The sequence below is a fragment of the Xanthomonas albilineans genome, assembly GCF_002939705.1.
In the GTDB taxonomy this organism is placed as follows: Bacteria; Pseudomonadota; Gammaproteobacteria; order Xanthomonadales; family Xanthomonadaceae; genus Xanthomonas_A; species Xanthomonas_A albilineans.
In genome coordinates this window covers 53,410-70,135 of record NZ_MDCB01000004.1, presented here as the reverse complement: position 1 = coordinate 70,135, position 16,726 = coordinate 53,410, and the positions used below count along the sequence as shown (strand labels likewise).

Here is a 16,726-nt window from a genome sequence, read left to right as displayed (position 1 = left end):
ACGTCAACGCGTCGGTGGCGGGGTGCCATCCACCGCTGCGCGCCCCACTGCCGGGTCGTCGGTGAAGAAGCCATCGATGCCGGCGGCGAGCAATGCGTGTATTTCGGCGATGCTGCCGGCGACGTTTATCGCGGCAGGGCCGCGCGCGTCCTGCAGTTGTTTGGGCAAAAAGCTGTTTTCGGGACGGAAGGTATAGGGCACCACCTGCAAGCCAACCGCATGTGCATCGGCGACGAAAGCCGTTGGCCCGGCCAAAGCGCCATCCGCATCCACCGGCACGATCGCGCGCAGGTTCGGGCTGACCCATTGTGCGTATTTGGCGATTGCGCGCAGCCCCTGGGCAGTGCCCATCTGCGCGTAGGTCGGACCGTCGTTCAAGCGATCGCCTGGGCGCGCGTTCGGGTCGCCTAGCAGCTGCACCAGGCGTACATTCGGATGCGTGCGGCCAAGTGTGCGATGCAGTGCTTTCAGGTTGCCGATTTCGAACGACTGGATCACCACCGGCGCGCGGCGCGTGTAGGTGTGTGCGTCCAGTGTCTTCAGCAGCCTGCCCTCCATTGCCAGGCCGTGCGTGCTGAAGTAGGTGCCGTGCTTGATTTCCGGGATCAGACCGATCAGGCGTCCGCGCGTGGCCGACTCGGCCGCGGTGAAATCGATGATCTCGTCGAGAGTGGGGATCTGAAATTGGTCGTCGAAGGCGGTGCTGCGCAGTTCTGGCAGGCGCTCGCGTGCGCGTAAGGTCTTCAGTTCGGCCAGGGTGAAGTCTTCGGTGAACCAGCCTTCCACGCGCTGCCTGTCGATCTGCTTGACCGTCTTGCGCGCGGCGAACTCTGGATGGGTAGCGACGTCGGTGGTGCCGCCGATCTCGTTTTCGTGGCGCGCCACCAGCACGCCGTCCTTGGTCGAGACCAGATCCGGTTCGATGTAGTCGGCGCCGTCGGCGATGGCCTTGGCGTAAGACGCCAGCGTGTGTTCCGGGCGCAGCGCGCTGGCGCCGCGATGGCCGATCACCAGCGGTTTGCTCTCGCGCGATGCGGCCATCGCCGTGACCGCTACTATCGCCATTGCACAGCCCAATAACCAGGGGGGAGTTTGAATCATCGCATGTACTCTGCAGTGTGATTGGACAGAATGTACACGTTCGCAAGTGTGCGTCTACGGTTAGGAACATCTGCCGTGGCGTGATGGTGTCAAACAGCGGCGAGCGCTCGTTTGAGCGCTGTCGTTGAAAGCGATCAGGTTCGGGACATGGCGCATGTTGATGAGGACGATGATGCGCCGTGCCTGTTGGATCTGGTTTTGTCCATTTATTAAAATGGGATTCATGCGTGGCGTAGCGAGCAACGCATAGGGTTTATGAGCAGCATCGGCGAGGCGACGAGTGGAGCGACAACAACGCGGCGAGGATCGGTAAGCCATGTAGGGGCACGCGGTAAATTCGCGGAGAGAGTGCATCGACATTGCGTTAACGACGTTTCAGCTAGCGGCATTTCAGGTTTGCTGCGCAGGCATTGTGTTTTACGCGGAATTAAGGCGCGGGATGGTAAGGGGCCTGGCGTGACGATGTGCATGTGCGATTAAGTTGATGCGCGGCGTTTCATCGTTCGAACAGCGGAGTATTTTATTTCCAAAATCTCAAATATGGGATGGCGTCAAAGTTTTGGATGCAATAAGCAGTAACTTATGCATTGCAAATGTCCATAGTGGTTTTTATCGAATCAAGCGCAATGGCGATGGATTTTTTCTGTCATCGTCTAAGTCGTTCCTAATCCCCTGCTGTCAGTAAAATTTTGTGCCAGGCTGTGTGTGCCGCTTCAGGCTTATGTACACCTGCCGCGATGCATCGCGCACCTGCTCTACCCAATGGAGAGATTTCCCATGATTGATCGTATGCTCCAACAGCGGTTGCTGATCACCGCTTTGTCCGCTGCCATGCTCGTGTGCAGTGGTGCTCAAGCGGTCCAGAACCAGAACGGCGCACTCCAGAACGTCAACCTGGACGCGATGACCAGTGCGTTGCGCGCTACACCCGTCAACTTCGATGTGTATCTACCGTTGCGCGATGAGGCAGGTCTGGACGCGTTGCTGGCGGACAGACAGGATCCGCAATCGAAGAACTACCATCATTGGTTGACGACTGACGAATTCGCGAGCAGCTTCGGCCCGTCGCCGGCGCAATTAGCGAAGGTGCGTGCTGCCCTGCAGGCCGCGCATATGAACGTCACCCAAGAGGGTGGAACCTTGCACGTCAGCGCCAGCGCGGACAGTGTCGAGCGTTTGTTCGCTGCACCTTTGACCTTGGAGCTGCAAGCGGGCAAGCAGGCTCGCCTGACGGCTGCCAGCCCCTTGCAATTGCCGCCGGCCCTGCGCAATAGCGGTGCCGTCGTCACTGGCCTGCAACGCGGCTCGGTGCCGTATCATCTGGATTCCAAGCAAATGCCGCTGGTCAATCTGGATAACCGCCGTGGCCCCACCGGCATTTATACCTACAACGATCTGAAGCAGGCCTACGGCTATCCGTCCTACCAAGCGACGATCGGTCCGGCTGGCCATCACCAACGCCTCGACGGGACAGGCACGACCATCGCCATCTTGATTCCCAGCGATGTGTTGGACTCGGACGTGGACATGCTGTTCGACGAGGAAAAGTTCAGCGTCCATGGTGCCGGCCATGTCAATCCGAAGCTGTACGCACGCCGTTATGTGGCCGGTGCCAAGCCTGGAATCCAAGAGGGAAACGATGAGGCAGGGGGCGAAGCGGCACTGGATGTGGAAATGGCCCTGGGTGGTGCGCCGGGTGCGCATGTCATTCTGTACGTGATACCTGATATCAGCGATGCATCGATTCTCGCCGGTTATCGGCAGATCGTGCAGGACAACGAGGCCGATGTGGTCAGTGTTTCGTTCGGTGCTTGCGAGTTGTACTTCACCCCAGCCTACAACGGCGGCAAGGACGGCACCCCGGTACTCCGCATCTACGATGCGCTGTTCCGGCAGGGCAACGCGCAGGGCATCACCTTCATTGCTTCCAGCGGCGACAACGCCGGCTTGAGTTGTGCGGACACGAATTACGCTGTCGATGGCAAGGACGGTCGCTTTGTGGCGGGTGTCGACCATCCCGCAGTCAATCCGCACGTGACCGCGGTCGGTGGTGGCAATCTGTTCACCGCCTACAAGAAAGGTAGCGGCGACTCCAGCTACGTGCGCGAGACCGCCTATGCCGATCCTTTGATTTCCAAGGATTATTACAATGTGGGCGCGATGCTATCCGGTGGTTACTGGGGGGCTGGTGGAGGTGTTAGTACGATCTTCAAACGTCCTGTCTATCAATCGCGGGCGCTGGGCGGCGGTTCCGACCAGATGCGGCTGTTGCCCGATGTCGGTATGTTGGTCGGTGGTTGTCCCGATAATGCGACGCAGCCGTGCCAGGAAGGCCGTGTGCCTTTCGCCAGTGCGGTGGTGGCGGCCTACAAGGGTAAATTCCATGGGTACATCGGCACCAGCGTCGCTGCGCCCGAGTTCGCCAGCGTCGCCGCGCTGCTGGTTGAAAAGCAGGGGCGTCAGGGAAATCTCAACTTATACCTGTACCGGCTGGCGGCTAATTATGCGAAAGCGTTCCACCGTAACATTCTTGGTTACAACGGCGTGGTCAGCAACGATGTGCCGCTCCAGGGCAAGTACAACTACACGGTGGGCCTGGGCACCCCGGACGTGCGTCTGCTGATCGGGGCGTTGGATGCGGCCCCGGCGGGCGTGCCGCGTTCTGCCAGCAATCCGTAAGGCCGCGCTGTAAAAGCACGCGCCCGCGTCGCAGCGTCGACGTGGGCGCGATGCGGATCTGGCATCGCGGCAGGTGTGCATAAGGTTCACCTGCTCTATTTATATATTATATGAAGATATCTCCCATGATTAATCGTATGCCTCACCAGCGGTTGCTGACCACGGTCTTGTCCGCTGCCATGCTCCTGTGTAGTGGCGCACAAGCAACCCAGAACCCCACGCTCCAGAACCGCACGCTGGATGCGATGACCACCGCGCTACGTGCTGCCCCGGTCACCTTCGATGTGCATCTTCCGTTGCGCGATCAAGCAGGCTTGGACGCGTTGCTGGCGGAGATGCAGGATCCGCAATCGCCGCACTACCATCAGTGGTTGAAGCCTGAAGAATTCGCGAGCCGCTTCGGCCCACTCCCGGCGCAGGTGGCGCAGGTGCGTGCCGCTCTGGAGGGCGCGCATATGACCGTCACCCAGCAGGGCGAGACCTTGCACGTCAGCGCCAGCGCGGACGATGTCGAGCGTCTGTTCGCTGTGTCTTTGACTGCGGATCTGCAAGCGGGCAAGCGGGACCGCCTCGCCTCCGACAGTCCCCTGCAATTGCCTGCGCCCCTGCGCGACAGTGGCGCTACCGTCATCGGCCTGGACCGCGGTCTGCCGCCGTATCAGGTGAATTCGATAATAAAGCAACTGAATCAGGCACAGCTGGACAACCTCAATAGCCCCACCGGCCCTTATGCCTACAACGATCTGAAACAGGCCTACGACTATCCGTCCTACCAGGCGATGATCGGGCCGCCCGGCCATCACCGCCGCCTCGACGGGACTGGCACAACCGTCGCCATCCTGATGGCCAGCGATGTGCTGGACTCGGACGTGGATCTGTTTTTTAACCAGCAAAATTTCAGCCGCAATGGTGCAGGCCATGTCAATCCGAAGTTATATGCGCGCCGTTATGTGGCCGGTGCCAAGCCTGTCATCAATGATAAAAGCAGCGCAGCGCCCGAGGCGGCGCTGGATGTGGAAACGGTGCTGGGCGGTGCGCCGGGGGCGAATGTCATTCTGTACGTGATACCTGATTTCAGCGATGAATCGATTTACGCTGGTTATCGGCAGATCGTGCGGGACAACAAGGCGGACGTAGTCAGTCTCTCGCTCGGCGGCTGCGAATTGTACAGAACTCCAGCCTACAACGGCGGCAAGGACTTAACCTCGCTATTGCGCGCCTACGATGAACTGCTTCGGCAGGGCAATGCGCAGGGCATCACCTTCATCGCTGCCAGCGGTGACAACGGCGGCTTGGGTTGTGCGGACACGAATTACTGGGTCGATGGTAAGGACGGTCGCTATGTGCTTGGCGTCCAATATCCCGCCGCCGATCCGCACGTGACTGCGGTCGGTGGCGGCAATCTGTTCACCGCATACAAACAGGGCAGTGCGGACTCCAGCTACCTGCGCGAAACCGCCTATGCCGATCCCTTGACCGCCAAGGATTATTATGGCAAGGGCGCGATACTGGCCGGTGGCTATTGGGGGGCTGGTGGAGGCGTCAGTACGATCTTCAACCGTCCGCTCTATCAATTGCGGGCGCTGGGCTGCCGCTACGGGCAGATGCGGCTAGTGCCCGATGTCGGCATGCTGGTCGGCGGTTGTCCCGGTTCGGCGACGCAGCCTTGCCAGGAAGGCCGCAAGATTGGCGCCAGTGCGGCGTTGCTGGCCTACAATGGTCAAATGCATGAAGCCATCGGCACCAGCGTCGCCGCGCCTGAGTTCGCCAGCGTCGCCGCGCTGCTGGTGGAAAAGCAGGGGCGTCAGGGAAATCTCAACCCGTACCTGTACCGGCTGGCGGCCAATTATCCGAAAGCGTTCCACCGCGACATTCCGGGTTACAACGGCGTGGTCAGCAACGATGTGCCGCTCCAGGGCAAGTACAACTACACGGTGGGCCTGGGGACGCCGGACGTGCGCCTGCTGATCGGTGCGTTGGATGCGGCGCCGGCGGGCGTGCCGCGCTCTCCCAGCAATCCGTAAGTTACCGCGCGTAAAAGCATTCGCCCGCGTCGCACCCTCGACGTGGGCGTGCTGTCGGGTGTTGCTGTTCAACCCGCTCGCAGATGCTCGCGAATACACGCTGCGATGCGTGCGGTCTCGCGGAGTGGTTCGATGCCGGCGGCAGTAGCGTCGCCGGCATCATGTGTACTAGTGAGTCGTCCGCGCTCGTGCAGCGCACGATGAAAAGCCTGGGCACGACCGCAGGCTAGTTCGGGCATCAGCACGCGTACCGGCGTGCGCGTAGCACACGCTTCGGACAGCAGGTTCACCGAGTCCGGCGTGCAGGCCAGGCGCTCTGCCCAGCCAAGAATGCCGGCATAGGGATTCGCGCCGTCGCGCTCATCGCACCAGATCACGCCCGGTAAATCGGCAAAGACACGCCGCAGGGCGGCAGCGACTTTCGCTGGTGTGCGCCGCGAGGCGCTGGCCAGGATGCTACCGCCAGTTGCACGCAGGTGCGTGGCAATCGCGTCGAAGGCGGCGCTGGCCTGTGCGCTGTTCCACGGTGCTAGGCCCGCAGGGCCGCCGACCAGCAAGCCGGTGCGCGGCGAGGGCAACATTCCCAGTTCGGGAAAGGCCGCGCGTCCCTGCGCCAGCCAGCCATCGTCGACCGGATGCAGGCTGCCGAGCAGGGGGAGCACATTGTCCCCGCGCAGGCGGTCGTGCTCCGGCACGACCAGCATGTCCCAATGTCGCGTTGGTAGGCGAGGGTCCAGCACTTGGACCACCTGGCTGCCGCGCGTGCGCAATAGGCGCGTGGCCAGCGCGGCTTGGCGGCCGCAGCCGATTGCCAGCGCTGGCGGATGACGCAGCAGATCGGCGAAGTCAGGGCCGTAAGCGCGTGTCGCGCCGGGGAGACGCCGCGGAGCCAACCAGCGCCATGGCATGTGCGGTTGCAACACGAGCGTCTGTGGCGGTTGTGCCGGGTTCACGGCCAGTGCCGCGGCCAAGGCCTCGGCCTGGCGAGCGTTACCGGCATGTCCGTCGCTTATCGCCCAACACTCATCCAATCGTTTCACCTTTGGTAGTAATCCATTGCAGCGCGATGGGCTGTTGCGAGAGTTGCTTCACTCTACACTGGCCACCTCGCGTCGGGATGGCGCTTCATCCGTCATCTGGCGCTTTTGTCAACACAGGAGTATCCCGCATGTCCGACGCCTTGCACGCCGCCGCCCTTGACCAGTTGTTTCGCACCGCCCGTACCCAGAATGCGTTTCTGGACAAACCGGTCGACGAAGCCACGTTGCGCGCCCTGTACGACTTGGTGAAGTGGGGGCCGACCGGCGCCAATGGCAGTCCGGCGCGGTTCGTGTTCGTGACCTCGCCGCAGGGCAAGGAAAAACTCAAGCCGGCGCTGTCCGAAGGCAACCTGGCCAAGACTTTGGCCGCGCCGGTGACGGTGATCGTGGCCCACGACGAAGACTTCCACGAAAAGCTGCCCTATCTATTCCCGCACACCGACGCCAAGAGCTGGTTCGATGGCCCGCGCGAAGGCCGCAGCGAGGTTGCGTTCCGCAACGGTTCGTTGCAGGGCGCTTACCTCATCCTGGCCGCGCGCGCGCTGGGCCTGGATGCTGGCCCGATGTCCGGCTTCGACAACGCCAAGGTCGATGCGGCATTCTTCGCTGGTACCACGATCAAGTCCAACTTCCTGGTCAACCTCGGTCATGGCGATCCCAAGGGTCTGCACCCGCGCTTGCCACGCCTGAGTTTCGACGAGGCCGCACGGATTGCGTAAATCGGGCCCGGCCATTGTCCGGGCGGTCGCAGGCTCCCTGCCTGCTGCAATGCCATTCGTCATTTCAACCAAGAGAGCCTCTCCATGAAGACCCGCAATCTCCTGCTTCCGCTCGCCCTGTCTCTGGCCGTCGTCGTCGCCGCGCCGGTCAGCACGGCCTTCGCCGCGCCGGCCGCCGCCGCCGCATTCAAAGGTGTTTCCGGCACCTACAAACTCGATCCCGCGCATACCGACGTGCTGGTGCAGTGGAGTCACTTCGGTTTTTCCAACCCGTCCGCCAATTTCGGCGACATCGACGGCACCCTGATCTACAACGCCCAGGACGTGAGCAAATCCAGCGTCAACGTGACCCTGCCGCTGTCGGGTCTCAACACCTTCACCGCCAAGCTCGACGAGCATCTGAGGAGCGCCGATTTCTTCGACGCGGCCAAATTTCCCACCGCCACCTTCAAGAGCACCAAGGTCACCGCGGCTGGCGCCAACAAGTTGAAGGTGGCCGGCGATCTGACCATCAAGGGCACGACCAAGCCGGTGGTGCTGGCGGTGACCCTGAATGGCGCCGGTCCGCATCCGATGCACAAGGTGCAGGCGCTGGGCTTCGACGCCACCACCACGGTCAAGCGTAGCGATTTCGGATTGAGCGCCTACGTTCCCAACGTCAGCGACGAGGTCAAGATCCGCATCACCACGGAAGCGTTGCTGCAAGAAAAGTAAGCCGACGCATGGACGAGGCGGCGCCGCGCTGGCGCCGCCTCCGGCAACGCGAACGCCCGCCGAACCGCGGGCGTTCGCGTTTTCAAGCGCAATCGGGCGTGGCGATAGATGCTTACAGCGCTTGTTCGATCGACAGCGCGTAGACCTGCACGCCGTGGCGGGTGAAGGTCGCGGTGGTGTCGCTGCCGATATTCATTTCTTCAAGCGGCATGCCATGGGCATCGGCCAGAACCAGTTTGTAGATCGGCCCGAAGCGCGTGGTGATGTCCGTGGGGCTGATCTTCACCCGATAGGTGCCGTTGCCCGCGAGCGTGATCGGCTCGGAGAGTTGGCCAGGGGCAAGTTGCAGGCCGGTCGGTGCTTGGCGCAGATCGCCGAGCACCTGCATCATGAAGGTCTGTGTTTCGGGAAGTGCGCGGCCGTGTGCCGGCGCCTGCGTGGCGACGGGATTGACCGCCGCCGCCGTTGCCACGGGTATGATCGCGGCGATCGCGGTGGCGGCCGTGCCGAGAAGGAAGTTGCGGCGGCTGTCGTTGCTGTGGGTTGTCATGGTGGTCTACCTGTCATGTGTGCATGCATCATGGCCCATGGCCGGGCCCTGGATTCGGAGCGAAACAGCTACCTTTGTTATTGCAGTTGGTGTTGCTGCCCAAAGAGCAATTACTTGTGTTGTTACATGAAGGATTCGTGCCATTGCAAACTTCGTTCGTTGACAATGTGCCAAAACGCTGGCTTGCCAATGCTTCAATCGCGGTCGAGGTTTCCTGCTCTTCAAACAACACTTCTGCGTTTTTTCCCAAGGAAATCTTGTCTGGGTCGATGCGGATCGGCATGCGGATTCACCTTATATAGTGGCCAAGTTTGTCGTGGCCAAGCTCGAGAGCGGGCAGCCCAGCGATTGTTCGGATAGATCCGAAAAGCCATTCATCCACAAGCGTAGTTTGTCGTTTGCAACCTCGATGGTGCCATCGGCATGGAGCTTCCCGAGATCGTTGCGGTCGTCGTTGAGGGCAACGGTGCATTTGCCGATCCGGCCGTTGGCGCGAATCATCAAGGAATTGGGTTTGGCTGCATAGCAAATGTAGCCATCCAGATGCTCTAAGGCCTTGATGCCCTCTACGACCTTGGGTTGCATCCGCCCTGTTGCGAAGTCTTCGTAACAATACGTGCAGCGGAAATTACACTTTTCCGTCGGCAGCAGGATGAGCGAGAAAATGCTTGGGGAAAGCGCCTCGGCGACGATGGTTTCACTGAGCATCGTCTGATTCATCCATTGCCGGGTTGCGGGCTGGGCGAACCGCTGCAAGCGCCAACATTGGATGAACTTTGGCAGTTTCCGCTGTTGCTGCAAATATAGTTAGTGGCGGTGCATGTGTCGGAGTTGGTGCATTTCCCCGCATTCTCGCTCAACGGGCGAATGGCCCTTTTGTTTCCTGAGGAAATCGCTGCTGCCCGCAAACGATGGTTGGCGAAGTTGAGTGATCCGTCGGGATTCAGTGTGATGCAGCAGGGTCTATCTCGTGAAATGCTTTGTCCATTTGCGCAGCCGCCTTCTTTGCATGCGTGGGAATGAGTTGGTCGAAAAATATTGTTTTTCCGAATTTCGTGGTCTAAACATCATCACAAGTTCCATTCTAATCAAGCGGCGGAGCATGCAGCCCAGCGCGTTCGACGCTCATTTTCCGTGGCAATACCCTCGCGCTCAGCCGTCGCCCTGCTCCACCATGCGCCGTTGCATCTCGTCCAGGTAGTCGTCCAGTTCTTGGATCGAGGTGAAGATCTCGTTCAACGGCACCGCCTTGACCAAGTCGAAGACCTTGCGGATTTGCGGCGCCGGGTTGACCACCAGCACCTGGCCGTCGCGCGCGGCCAGCAGCTTGCGCGCTTTGAAAATCGAGCGGATGCCGGCGCTGCTGATGTAGTCCAGTTGCGACAGGTCCAGCACCAGGGTGGTGATCGGTGTGGCCAGCAATGGCGCCAGGGCGTCGTCCAGGGTCTGGTAGGTGTGGGTGTCCAGGCGCCCGCTCAGGGTGATGCGCTGGCGCTTGTCCTGCGCCGGGTCGATTTGCAAGCTCAACGTGGTCATGCGGGAAACTCCTGGGAAGCAGGGTCGAAGGGGTGCAGCAAGGTGATGCGCACGACGTTGCGGCCAGCGTCGTGGTGGTAGTCGATGCGGTCGGCCAGTTGCTTGACCAGGTGCAGGCCCAGCCCACCGATCGGGCGCTCGACGATGTTCGCGTCCAGGTCTGGTATCGGTGCGCTGCGCGGGTCGAAGGCGGGGCCGCTGTCGTGGAATTCCAACACCAGCGTGGCGCGTTCCAGTTCCAGAATCAGCTCCATCGGCGTCTGCTCGCGGCGCAGGTGGCCATGTTCGAGTGTGTTGCAGGCCAGTTCTTCGACGATCAGCCGGGCGCGTTGCACGTGATCGGTGCGCACGCCGTGGTGTAGCAGCGCGGTTTCCAGGGTGTCGGTCAGTTGCGCCAGCGTGTCCAGTGCCGGTGCCATGTATAGCCGTTGTTTCATGCGGTCGTCTCCGCGGCCGAGCCGTGGTGTAGCCGAATCGCCAGTAGGGTGATGTCGTCGGACTGTGCCGCAGGTTCGGTGAACGCCTGCACATCGGTCAGTACCGCTAGGCACTGCGCTTGCGCATCGGCACCGGGTTGCAGCGCGGCCAGCAGCCGCGCCTCGCCATAAGGCCGGTTGTGTGCGTCCATCGCTTCGGTGATGCCGTCGGTGTAGCTCAGCAGTGTGGCACCGGTGGCCAGCCGCCCCTGTAGCACCGGGTAGTGCGATTGTGGCTCCAGCCCCAGTGGCGGGCCCGATTCCAACGACAGCATCTGCGCATGACCGTCGGCGTCGAGCAGCAGCGGCGGCTCGTGGCCAGCACTGGCCAGCCAGTAGTCGCCGCTATGCACGTTGATCAGGCCGCACAGCACGGTGGCGAACATACATGGTTCGTTGCCTTCCACCAGCCGCTGCGATGCTGCGATCAGGATCGCGTCCGGCCGCGTGTGCCGGCGTGCGGCCACTTCCAGCACCGTGATCGCCCGGGCCATGAACAGCGCCGCCGGCACGCCCTTGTCGGAGACGTCGCCGACCACGAACCACAGCAGCCCCGGTTCGGTCTCTACGAACTGGTAAAAATCCCCGCCGACCATCGTCGCCGGTTCCAGCAGCGCATAGGTTTCCAGATGTTTGTGTGCGCTGTCGAAAGTGCGTGCGGCCGGTAGCATGGCGTGTTGGATCTCGCGCGCGATCGACAGCTCGCTCTGCATGCGCTGCCGTGCTTGCGCCAGTGTGGCGATTTCCTCCAATTGCTGTTTGATCGAGGTGCGCGCGCTGTCGAAGGCGCGCGCCATCACCCCCACCTCGTCCTGCCGTTCGATGTGGTGCAGCGGGTAGTCGAACGCGCCCTGGCTCAAATGCACCGCCGAGTCGGTCAGGTCCTCCAGCGGCCCTGCCAGCCGCGCGGTATAGCGGTGCAGCAGCCACAGCCACAGTGCCAACGCGGTGGCACTGACCAGTCCGCCCCACATGACGATGCGGTTGAGCCCGGCCAGGATGTAGCGCTCGGATACGCTCAATGCGAAGGTCCAGCCGGTGTCGCCGACCACCGCGCTTTCGGTCAGATAGCGCTCGCCGTCGGGCGCGGTGTGGACGAAGCGGACCGGTGTGCGCGTCTGCACCGCCGCCGCCAGCGGCGACAGGTCCGGCCGGACGCGCGCCACCTGCGCTTCCAGGGCGCGGTGAAAATGCAGTGTCGGGTCCGGGTGCAGCACGAACAGCCCATCCGGCGACAGCAGCATCGGTTGCAGTCCGGCCTTAGTCGGCAGTTTGGCGACGATGGTCCGCAGCCGCTGCAACGGCACGTCCACACGGACCATGCCGATCGCCCGCGCTTGCGGACCATCGCCGGGCAGGCGCAGTGGCAGGTTGTAGCTGGTGAGGAATGCGCTGCCAGCCGAGACATCTCTGTATGGTTCGGACCACCAAGGTGCCGTTGCCGCCAGCGTGCGCCGATACCACGACATGCGTTGGTCGTCCAGGTCTAGTGCCGTGACGGGTTGTTCCAGCACGTGGTCGCGCGTGCGCTGCAGGCGCCAGGCGAAGCCGCGGTCGTCGCTCTTCAGGGTGCCCGGCTCGATCACCAACATGGTGCCGGCGATGTCCGGGTCGCCCTGTAAGGTGGCCTGCAACAGGCTGCGCAGGTTGAATGGTTGGCGCCCCACGCCGGCCGCGGCCGCGGCCAGCGTGCGCCCGCTCACCTGCACCGAACCGAGTGTGGCCTCCAGGCTGCGCGCGGTCTGCTGGGTCAGCCTGGCCACTTCCTCGCGCGCGTTACGCACCACCACGTGCCGCGCGCCCAGGTAGAACAGCAGGGTCAGGCCGACCAGCAATGCCGCCTGTAGCAGGCTGACCCACAGCAATAGCCGCGTGCGCAAGCTGTGCCGCCAGGCGACCGCAAAGGCGTCCTGGGTTGACGATGAGGCGGCGATGGCGGCACTCCGCAGGGGCCGGGGGCCCGATCATAAGCGCAGCCGCCTCCGTCCGGCGTGTTTGGCCCGGCGCGTGTCCCAGGCTCAATGCGACAGCGCGCCCCATCCATACGCTGGCGTACGAGGCCCAGGCGGGCGGTTGCGCTACACTTGCAAGCTTCAAGAGAACACAGCCATCGCGCGCGTGCGTGCGACCTACGGGAGCGTTATGAATTGGTTGAACGAGGTGCTGCAGAACGATCCGAATCCCACTGAAACCCAGGAGTGGATCGAATCGCTCAAGGCCGTCATCGATATCGCAGGCCCCGAGCGCGCGCATCAGTTGCTGGAGGACATGGTCGAACTGACCCGACGCTCCGGCGCCTATCTGCCGTTCTCGCCGACCACCGAGTACGTCAACACCATTTCTCCCGCCAACGAGGCCAAGAGCCCAGGCGATGCGGCCATCGAGTGGAAGATCCGCTCGATCATCCGCTGGAACGCAATGGCCACTGTGGTGCGCGCCAACCGCAAGCCGGGCGACCTTGGCGGTCACATCGCGTCCTTCGCCTCCAGCGCCACCCTGTACGACGTGGGCTTCAACCACTTCTGGCGCGCGCCCTCGGAGCAGCATCCTGGCGACCTGCTCTATATCCAGGGCCATAGCTCCCCGGGCATCTATTCCCGCGCCTTCCTCGAAGGCCGCATCAGCGAAGACCAGCTCAACAATTTCCGCATGGAAGTGGGCGGGCAGGGCATTTCCTCCTATCCGCACCCGTGGCTGATGCCAGACTTCTGGCAAACCCCCACCGTGTCGATGGGCCTGGGCCCGCTCAGCGCCATCTACCAGGCGCAGTTCATGAAGTACCTGGAACACCGCGGCCTGATCGAAAAATCCGACCGCAAGGTGTGGTGCTTCATCGGCGACGGCGAGAGCGACGAACCCGAGACCCTGGGCGCCATCGCCCTGGCCGGCCGCGAAGGCCTGGACAACCTCATCTTCGTGGTCAATTGCAATCTGCAACGCCTGGACGGCCCGGTGCGCGGCAACGGCAAGATCATCCAGGAGTTGGAAGGCGTGTTCCGTGGCGGTGGCTGGAACGTCATCAAACTCCTGTGGGGCGGTTACTGGGACGCCCTGCTGGCCAAGGACAGCAACGGTGTGCTGCGCAAGCTGATGATGGAAACCGTTGATGGCGAATACCAGAACTGCAAGGCCTTCGGCGGCGCGTACACCCGCGCCAATTTCTTCGGTAAATACCCTGAGACCGCAGCCATGGTCGCCGGCCTGTCCGACGAGGACATCTGGCGCTTGAACCGCGGCGGCCACGATCCGCACAAGGTCTACGCCGCCTACCACCAGGCGGTGAACACCCAGGGCATGCCCACCGTGATCCTGGCCAAGACGGTCAAGGGCTACGGCATGGGCTCGGCCGGCGAGGCGCTGAACCCGACCCACCAGACCAAGAAGCTGGACGACGACGCCGTGCGTGCGTTCCGCGACCGCTTCAATATCCCGCTCAGCGACAAACAACTGGCCGACGCCGAGCAGGTGCCGTTCTACCACCCCGGCCCGGATTCGCCGGAAGTGCAGTATCTGCAGCAGCGCCGCGCCGCGCTCGGCGGCTACCTGCCGCAGCGTCGTCGCAAGGCCAGCCTGTCCATCCCCGCACCGGGCCTGGACAAGTTCGAGCGCTTGCTTAAGGACAGCGGCGAGCGCACCTACTCCACCACCATGGCCTTCGTGCAGAGCCTCAACATCGCCCTGCGCGACAAGGAACTGGGCCCGCGCATCGTGCCGATCGTGGCCGACGAAGCGCGCACCTTCGGCATGGAAGGCATGTTCCGGCAGATCGGCATCTACGCCCCGTTCGGCCAGAAGTACAAGCCGGTGGACGCGGATCAGTTGATGTTCTACCGCGAAGATCAGTCCGGCCAGGTGCTGCAACAAGGCATCAGCGAGCCGGGCGCGATCTCCTCGTGGATGGCCGCCGGCACCAGTTACTCGGTCAGCGACGTGCCGATGCTGCCGTTCTACATTTATTACTCCATGTTCGGCTTCCAGCGCGTGGGCGATATCGCTTGGCAGGCGGCGGACATGCGCACCCGCGGCTTCCTGCTCGGCGGTACCGCTGGTCGCACCACGCTCAACGGTGAAGGTCTGCAACACGAAGACGGCTTCAGCCAGATCGTCGCCGGCGGCATTCCCAACGTGCGCAGCTACGACCCGACCTTCGGCTTCGAGGTCACCGTGGTCATGCAGTACGGCATCCAGCGGATGATGCAGGAGCAGGTGGACGAGTACTACTACATCACCCTGATGAACGAGAACTACGCCCACCCGGACATGCCGGCGGGCGCGGAGCACGGCATCATCAAGGGCATGTACCTGCTCAAGGATGCCGGCAAGCTCAAGAAGGGCGAACTGCGCGTGCAACTGTTGGGCTCGGGCACCATCCTGCGCGAAGCCATCGCCGCCGCTGAGCTATTGGAAAAGGACTTCGGCGTCACTGCCGACATCTGGTCCTGCCCCAGCTTCAACGAACTGCGCCGCGACGGTTTCGACGTCGAGCGTTGGAACCGCCTGCATCCGGAAGCCACGCAGCGCAAGCCCTACGTCACCGAGCTGCTGGAAGGCCGCCAAGGTCCAGCCATCGCCGCCACCGACTACGTACGCGGCTTTGCCGACCAGATCCGCGCCTTCGTGCCGATGGGCTACACGGTGTTGGGCACCGACGGCTTCGGCCGCAGCGATACCCGCACCAACCTGCGCCGCTTCTTCGAGGTGGACCGTTACTACATCGCCCACGCCGCCATCGCCGCGTTGGCGAAGGAAGGCAAGATGACCGGCAAGGACGTGGCGAAGGCGATCAAGCAGTACAAGATCGATCCGGAGAAGGCGAATCCGGTTGGGGTTTGACCAACCCCCGATGCAATAACGTATTGCCCCTCTCCTGCCCAGGCGTGAGAGGGGGGCTGAAATGGAAGGGGGCGCTCTTCCGCTGGCTGGCTGCGCATTCGCAAGGACCGCGAACATGCCCCCGAACATCCGCGAGTGCGGCAACGCGGCAACACCTCAAGCACGCAGGCTGGCAGCAAGTTGGCCAGATTGGCAGCCATCGCCAGTTCAAGCACCCCGTCTACCCGGGCCGCGTGGCAGTGGCCGGCAAGCCGAGCGATGATGTGGCTCCCTGCACGTTGAACAGCATCCTGAAGCAGGCCGGCCTGAAGAGGGAATCGCCATGCGCTACGCCATTGTCATCGAGCAAGCCGGTAACAACGACTCTGCTTACGTGCCGGATTTGCCGGGGTGTGTCGCGATAGGAGCGACGATCGCGGAGGTGGAAGGTTTGATTCGCGAAGCAATCGGGTTGCATTTAGCCGGCATGCGCGAGGATGGCGAAGTGATTCCGTTGCCGTCGAGTCGGGTGGAATATGTGGATGTGGCGGTGTGATAAGGAGGAAGATCAGGTTTTCCCTCGCTTTAAGATGTGCTGAGCGATGCTTCGTAAGATCATGTGTGAAAGTCTTGCCATCTCTGACAGCGATGGATACAAAAGTTCGTGGTCGATTCCGTTTGAAATCGGGAAAAGGTTTAGTAAGTCTCAGATTAACTTCACCTTGTTTTTGGTGTTGCGCAGGAAATCAAAAGTTTACATGGCCCGCACAGCGATTAATTAGATCGTCCTTCTTAGTGGGGTGAACAAGTCAGCCTCTCGATATCAGCGGCTTTAAAATTCAATGGATTTTTAGCGAAAAAATAGGAGGTGTTAGCTGTCAATCGCGTAGGCGCGGATGGGCAGACCACTCCGGTGGATGTCAAGCCAGTTCCCAAGCACTGCGAATAGGGGATGCCGGTGCCGAAGCCGCTCCGAGAGGAGGTTGCAGCCGGGGCTAGAGCATGACGAATCTGTCGGCATTGAAGCTGATGCGGCAGATGGGTGTGAGCTACACCCAGTCGTCTGGCGGTTCAA

15 protein-coding genes are annotated in these 16,726 nt (G+C 62.1%); 7 read left to right on the top strand and 8 right to left on the bottom strand.

The genetic code is table 11. From position 1 onward, the window contains the following. Positions 1-3: 3 nt before the first annotated feature. Positions 4-1,065 (bottom strand): glycerophosphodiester phosphodiesterase, encoded by a 1,062-nt coding sequence (locus tag XalbCFBP2523_RS04975; RefSeq protein ID WP_012914885.1) that lies wholly within the window; start codon positions 1,063-1,065, stop codon positions 4-6. Positions 1,066-1,878: 813 nt separating this feature from the next. Here XalbCFBP2523_RS04975 and XalbCFBP2523_RS04970 point away from each other — a divergent pair. Both XalbCFBP2523_RS04970 and XalbCFBP2523_RS04965 read left to right on the top strand, forming a co-directional pair. Next, the gene (locus tag XalbCFBP2523_RS04970; protein WP_104629906.1) at positions 1,879-3,780 is read left to right on the top strand and encodes a S53 family peptidase; all 1,902 of its coding nucleotides are present in this window, start codon (positions 1,879-1,881) and stop codon (positions 3,778-3,780) included. A gap of 125 nt (positions 3,781-3,905) precedes the next feature. Then, positions 3,906-5,804 (top strand): S53 family peptidase, encoded by a 1,899-nt coding sequence (locus tag XalbCFBP2523_RS04965; protein ID WP_045765151.1) that lies wholly within the window; start codon positions 3,906-3,908, stop codon positions 5,802-5,804. Between the two features lie 68 nt (positions 5,805-5,872). On the opposite strand, the gene XalbCFBP2523_RS04960 is transcribed toward XalbCFBP2523_RS04965, so the two are convergent. Next, on the bottom strand, positions 5,873-6,844 hold the full coding sequence (locus tag XalbCFBP2523_RS04960) for a mitochondrial fission ELM1 family protein (protein WP_045765152.1): 972 nt from the start codon (positions 6,842-6,844) through the stop codon (positions 5,873-5,875). A 128-nt stretch (positions 6,845-6,972) separates the two neighbouring features. On the opposite strand from XalbCFBP2523_RS04960, the gene XalbCFBP2523_RS04955 reads away from it, so the two are divergent. Both XalbCFBP2523_RS04955 and XalbCFBP2523_RS04950 read left to right on the top strand, forming a co-directional pair. Further along, positions 6,973-7,563, top strand: coding sequence for a malonic semialdehyde reductase (locus tag XalbCFBP2523_RS04955; RefSeq protein ID WP_045765153.1), 591 nt, complete (start codon positions 6,973-6,975; stop codon positions 7,561-7,563). 84 nt (positions 7,564-7,647) lie between these two features. After that, positions 7,648-8,277: a YceI family protein gene (locus tag XalbCFBP2523_RS04950; RefSeq protein WP_045765154.1), complete on the top strand. Its 630-nt coding sequence runs from the start codon at positions 7,648-7,650 to the stop codon at positions 8,275-8,277. A 112-nt stretch (positions 8,278-8,389) separates the two neighbouring features. On the opposite strand, the gene XalbCFBP2523_RS04945 is transcribed toward XalbCFBP2523_RS04950, so the two are convergent. From XalbCFBP2523_RS04945 to XalbCFBP2523_RS04925, 6 genes are all read right to left on the bottom strand, one after another. Next, the gene (locus XalbCFBP2523_RS04945) at positions 8,390-8,827 is read right to left on the bottom strand and encodes a hypothetical protein (protein WP_230599011.1); all 438 of its coding nucleotides are present in this window, start codon (positions 8,825-8,827) and stop codon (positions 8,390-8,392) included. Between the two features lie 28 nt (positions 8,828-8,855). Continuing rightward, positions 8,856-9,110, bottom strand: a complete 255-nt coding sequence (locus XalbCFBP2523_RS16275) for a hypothetical protein (RefSeq protein ID WP_146084038.1) — start codon at positions 9,108-9,110, stop codon at positions 8,856-8,858. 11 nt (positions 9,111-9,121) lie between these two features. Further along, positions 9,122-9,547, bottom strand: a complete 426-nt coding sequence (locus tag XalbCFBP2523_RS16810) for a radical SAM protein (RefSeq protein WP_211286558.1) — start codon at positions 9,545-9,547, stop codon at positions 9,122-9,124. A gap of 432 nt (positions 9,548-9,979) precedes the next feature. Then, positions 9,980-10,363: an STAS domain-containing protein gene (locus XalbCFBP2523_RS04935; RefSeq protein ID WP_045765156.1), complete on the bottom strand. Its 384-nt coding sequence runs from the start codon at positions 10,361-10,363 to the stop codon at positions 9,980-9,982. Beyond that, positions 10,360-10,800 (bottom strand): ATP-binding protein, encoded by a 441-nt coding sequence (locus tag XalbCFBP2523_RS04930; protein ID WP_045765157.1) that lies wholly within the window; start codon positions 10,798-10,800, stop codon positions 10,360-10,362. The genes XalbCFBP2523_RS04935 and XalbCFBP2523_RS04930 overlap by 4 nt, the downstream gene beginning before the upstream one ends. Next, positions 10,797-12,788, bottom strand: coding sequence for a SpoIIE family protein phosphatase (locus tag XalbCFBP2523_RS04925; protein ID WP_045765158.1), 1,992 nt, complete (start codon positions 12,786-12,788; stop codon positions 10,797-10,799). Before XalbCFBP2523_RS04925 ends, XalbCFBP2523_RS04930 begins: the two co-directional genes overlap by 4 nt. 193 nt (positions 12,789-12,981) lie before the next feature. On the opposite strand from XalbCFBP2523_RS04925, the gene aceE reads away from it, so the two are divergent. The 3 genes from aceE to XalbCFBP2523_RS04910 are packed head-to-tail and all read left to right on the top strand — an operon-like array spanning position 12,982 to position 16,207. Next, the gene (aceE, locus tag XalbCFBP2523_RS04920; protein ID WP_012914896.1) at positions 12,982-15,672 is read left to right on the top strand and encodes a pyruvate dehydrogenase (acetyl-transferring), homodimeric type; all 2,691 of its coding nucleotides are present in this window, start codon (positions 12,982-12,984) and stop codon (positions 15,670-15,672) included. A 44-nt stretch (positions 15,673-15,716) separates the two neighbouring features. After that, on the top strand, positions 15,717-16,076 hold the full coding sequence (locus XalbCFBP2523_RS04915; protein WP_230599236.1) for a type II toxin-antitoxin system HicA family toxin: 360 nt from the start codon (positions 15,717-15,719) through the stop codon (positions 16,074-16,076). Then, on the top strand, positions 15,995-16,207 hold the full coding sequence (locus XalbCFBP2523_RS04910) for a type II toxin-antitoxin system HicB family antitoxin (protein ID WP_045765159.1): 213 nt from the start codon (positions 15,995-15,997) through the stop codon (positions 16,205-16,207). Before XalbCFBP2523_RS04915 ends, XalbCFBP2523_RS04910 begins: the two co-directional genes overlap by 82 nt. Positions 16,208-16,726 lie beyond the last annotated feature (519 nt).

What these genes read in the sequence shown, in the direction of transcription:
- XalbCFBP2523_RS04975 (WP_012914885.1), bottom strand. Translation starts at nt 1,065, where the DNA reads ATGGCGATAGTAGCGGTCACGGCGATGGCCGCATCGCGCGAGAGCAAA.
- XalbCFBP2523_RS04970 (WP_104629906.1), top strand. Translation starts at nt 1,879, where the DNA reads ATGATTGATCGTATGCTCCAACAGCGGTTGCTGATCACCGCTTTGTCC.
- XalbCFBP2523_RS04965 (WP_045765151.1), top strand. Translation starts at nt 3,906, where the DNA reads ATGATTAATCGTATGCCTCACCAGCGGTTGCTGACCACGGTCTTGTCC.
- XalbCFBP2523_RS04955 (WP_045765153.1), top strand. Translation starts at nt 6,973, where the DNA reads ATGTCCGACGCCTTGCACGCCGCCGCCCTTGACCAGTTGTTTCGCACC.
- XalbCFBP2523_RS04950 (WP_045765154.1), top strand. Translation starts at nt 7,648, where the DNA reads ATGAAGACCCGCAATCTCCTGCTTCCGCTCGCCCTGTCTCTGGCCGTC.
- XalbCFBP2523_RS04945 (WP_230599011.1), bottom strand. Translation starts at nt 8,827, where the DNA reads ATGACAACCCACAGCAACGACAGCCGCCGCAACTTCCTTCTCGGCACG.
- XalbCFBP2523_RS16275 (WP_146084038.1), bottom strand. Translation starts at nt 9,110, where the DNA reads ATGCCGATCCGCATCGACCCAGACAAGATTTCCTTGGGAAAAAACGCA.
- XalbCFBP2523_RS16810 (WP_211286558.1), bottom strand. Translation starts at nt 9,547, where the DNA reads ATGAATCAGACGATGCTCAGTGAAACCATCGTCGCCGAGGCGCTTTCC.
- XalbCFBP2523_RS04935 (WP_045765156.1), bottom strand. Translation starts at nt 10,363, where the DNA reads ATGACCACGTTGAGCTTGCAAATCGACCCGGCGCAGGACAAGCGCCAG.
- XalbCFBP2523_RS04930 (WP_045765157.1), bottom strand. Translation starts at nt 10,800, where the DNA reads ATGAAACAACGGCTATACATGGCACCGGCACTGGACACGCTGGCGCAA.
- aceE (WP_012914896.1), top strand. Translation starts at nt 12,982, where the DNA reads ATGAATTGGTTGAACGAGGTGCTGCAGAACGATCCGAATCCCACTGAA.
- XalbCFBP2523_RS04910 (WP_045765159.1), top strand. Translation starts at nt 15,995, where the DNA reads ATGCGCTACGCCATTGTCATCGAGCAAGCCGGTAACAACGACTCTGCT.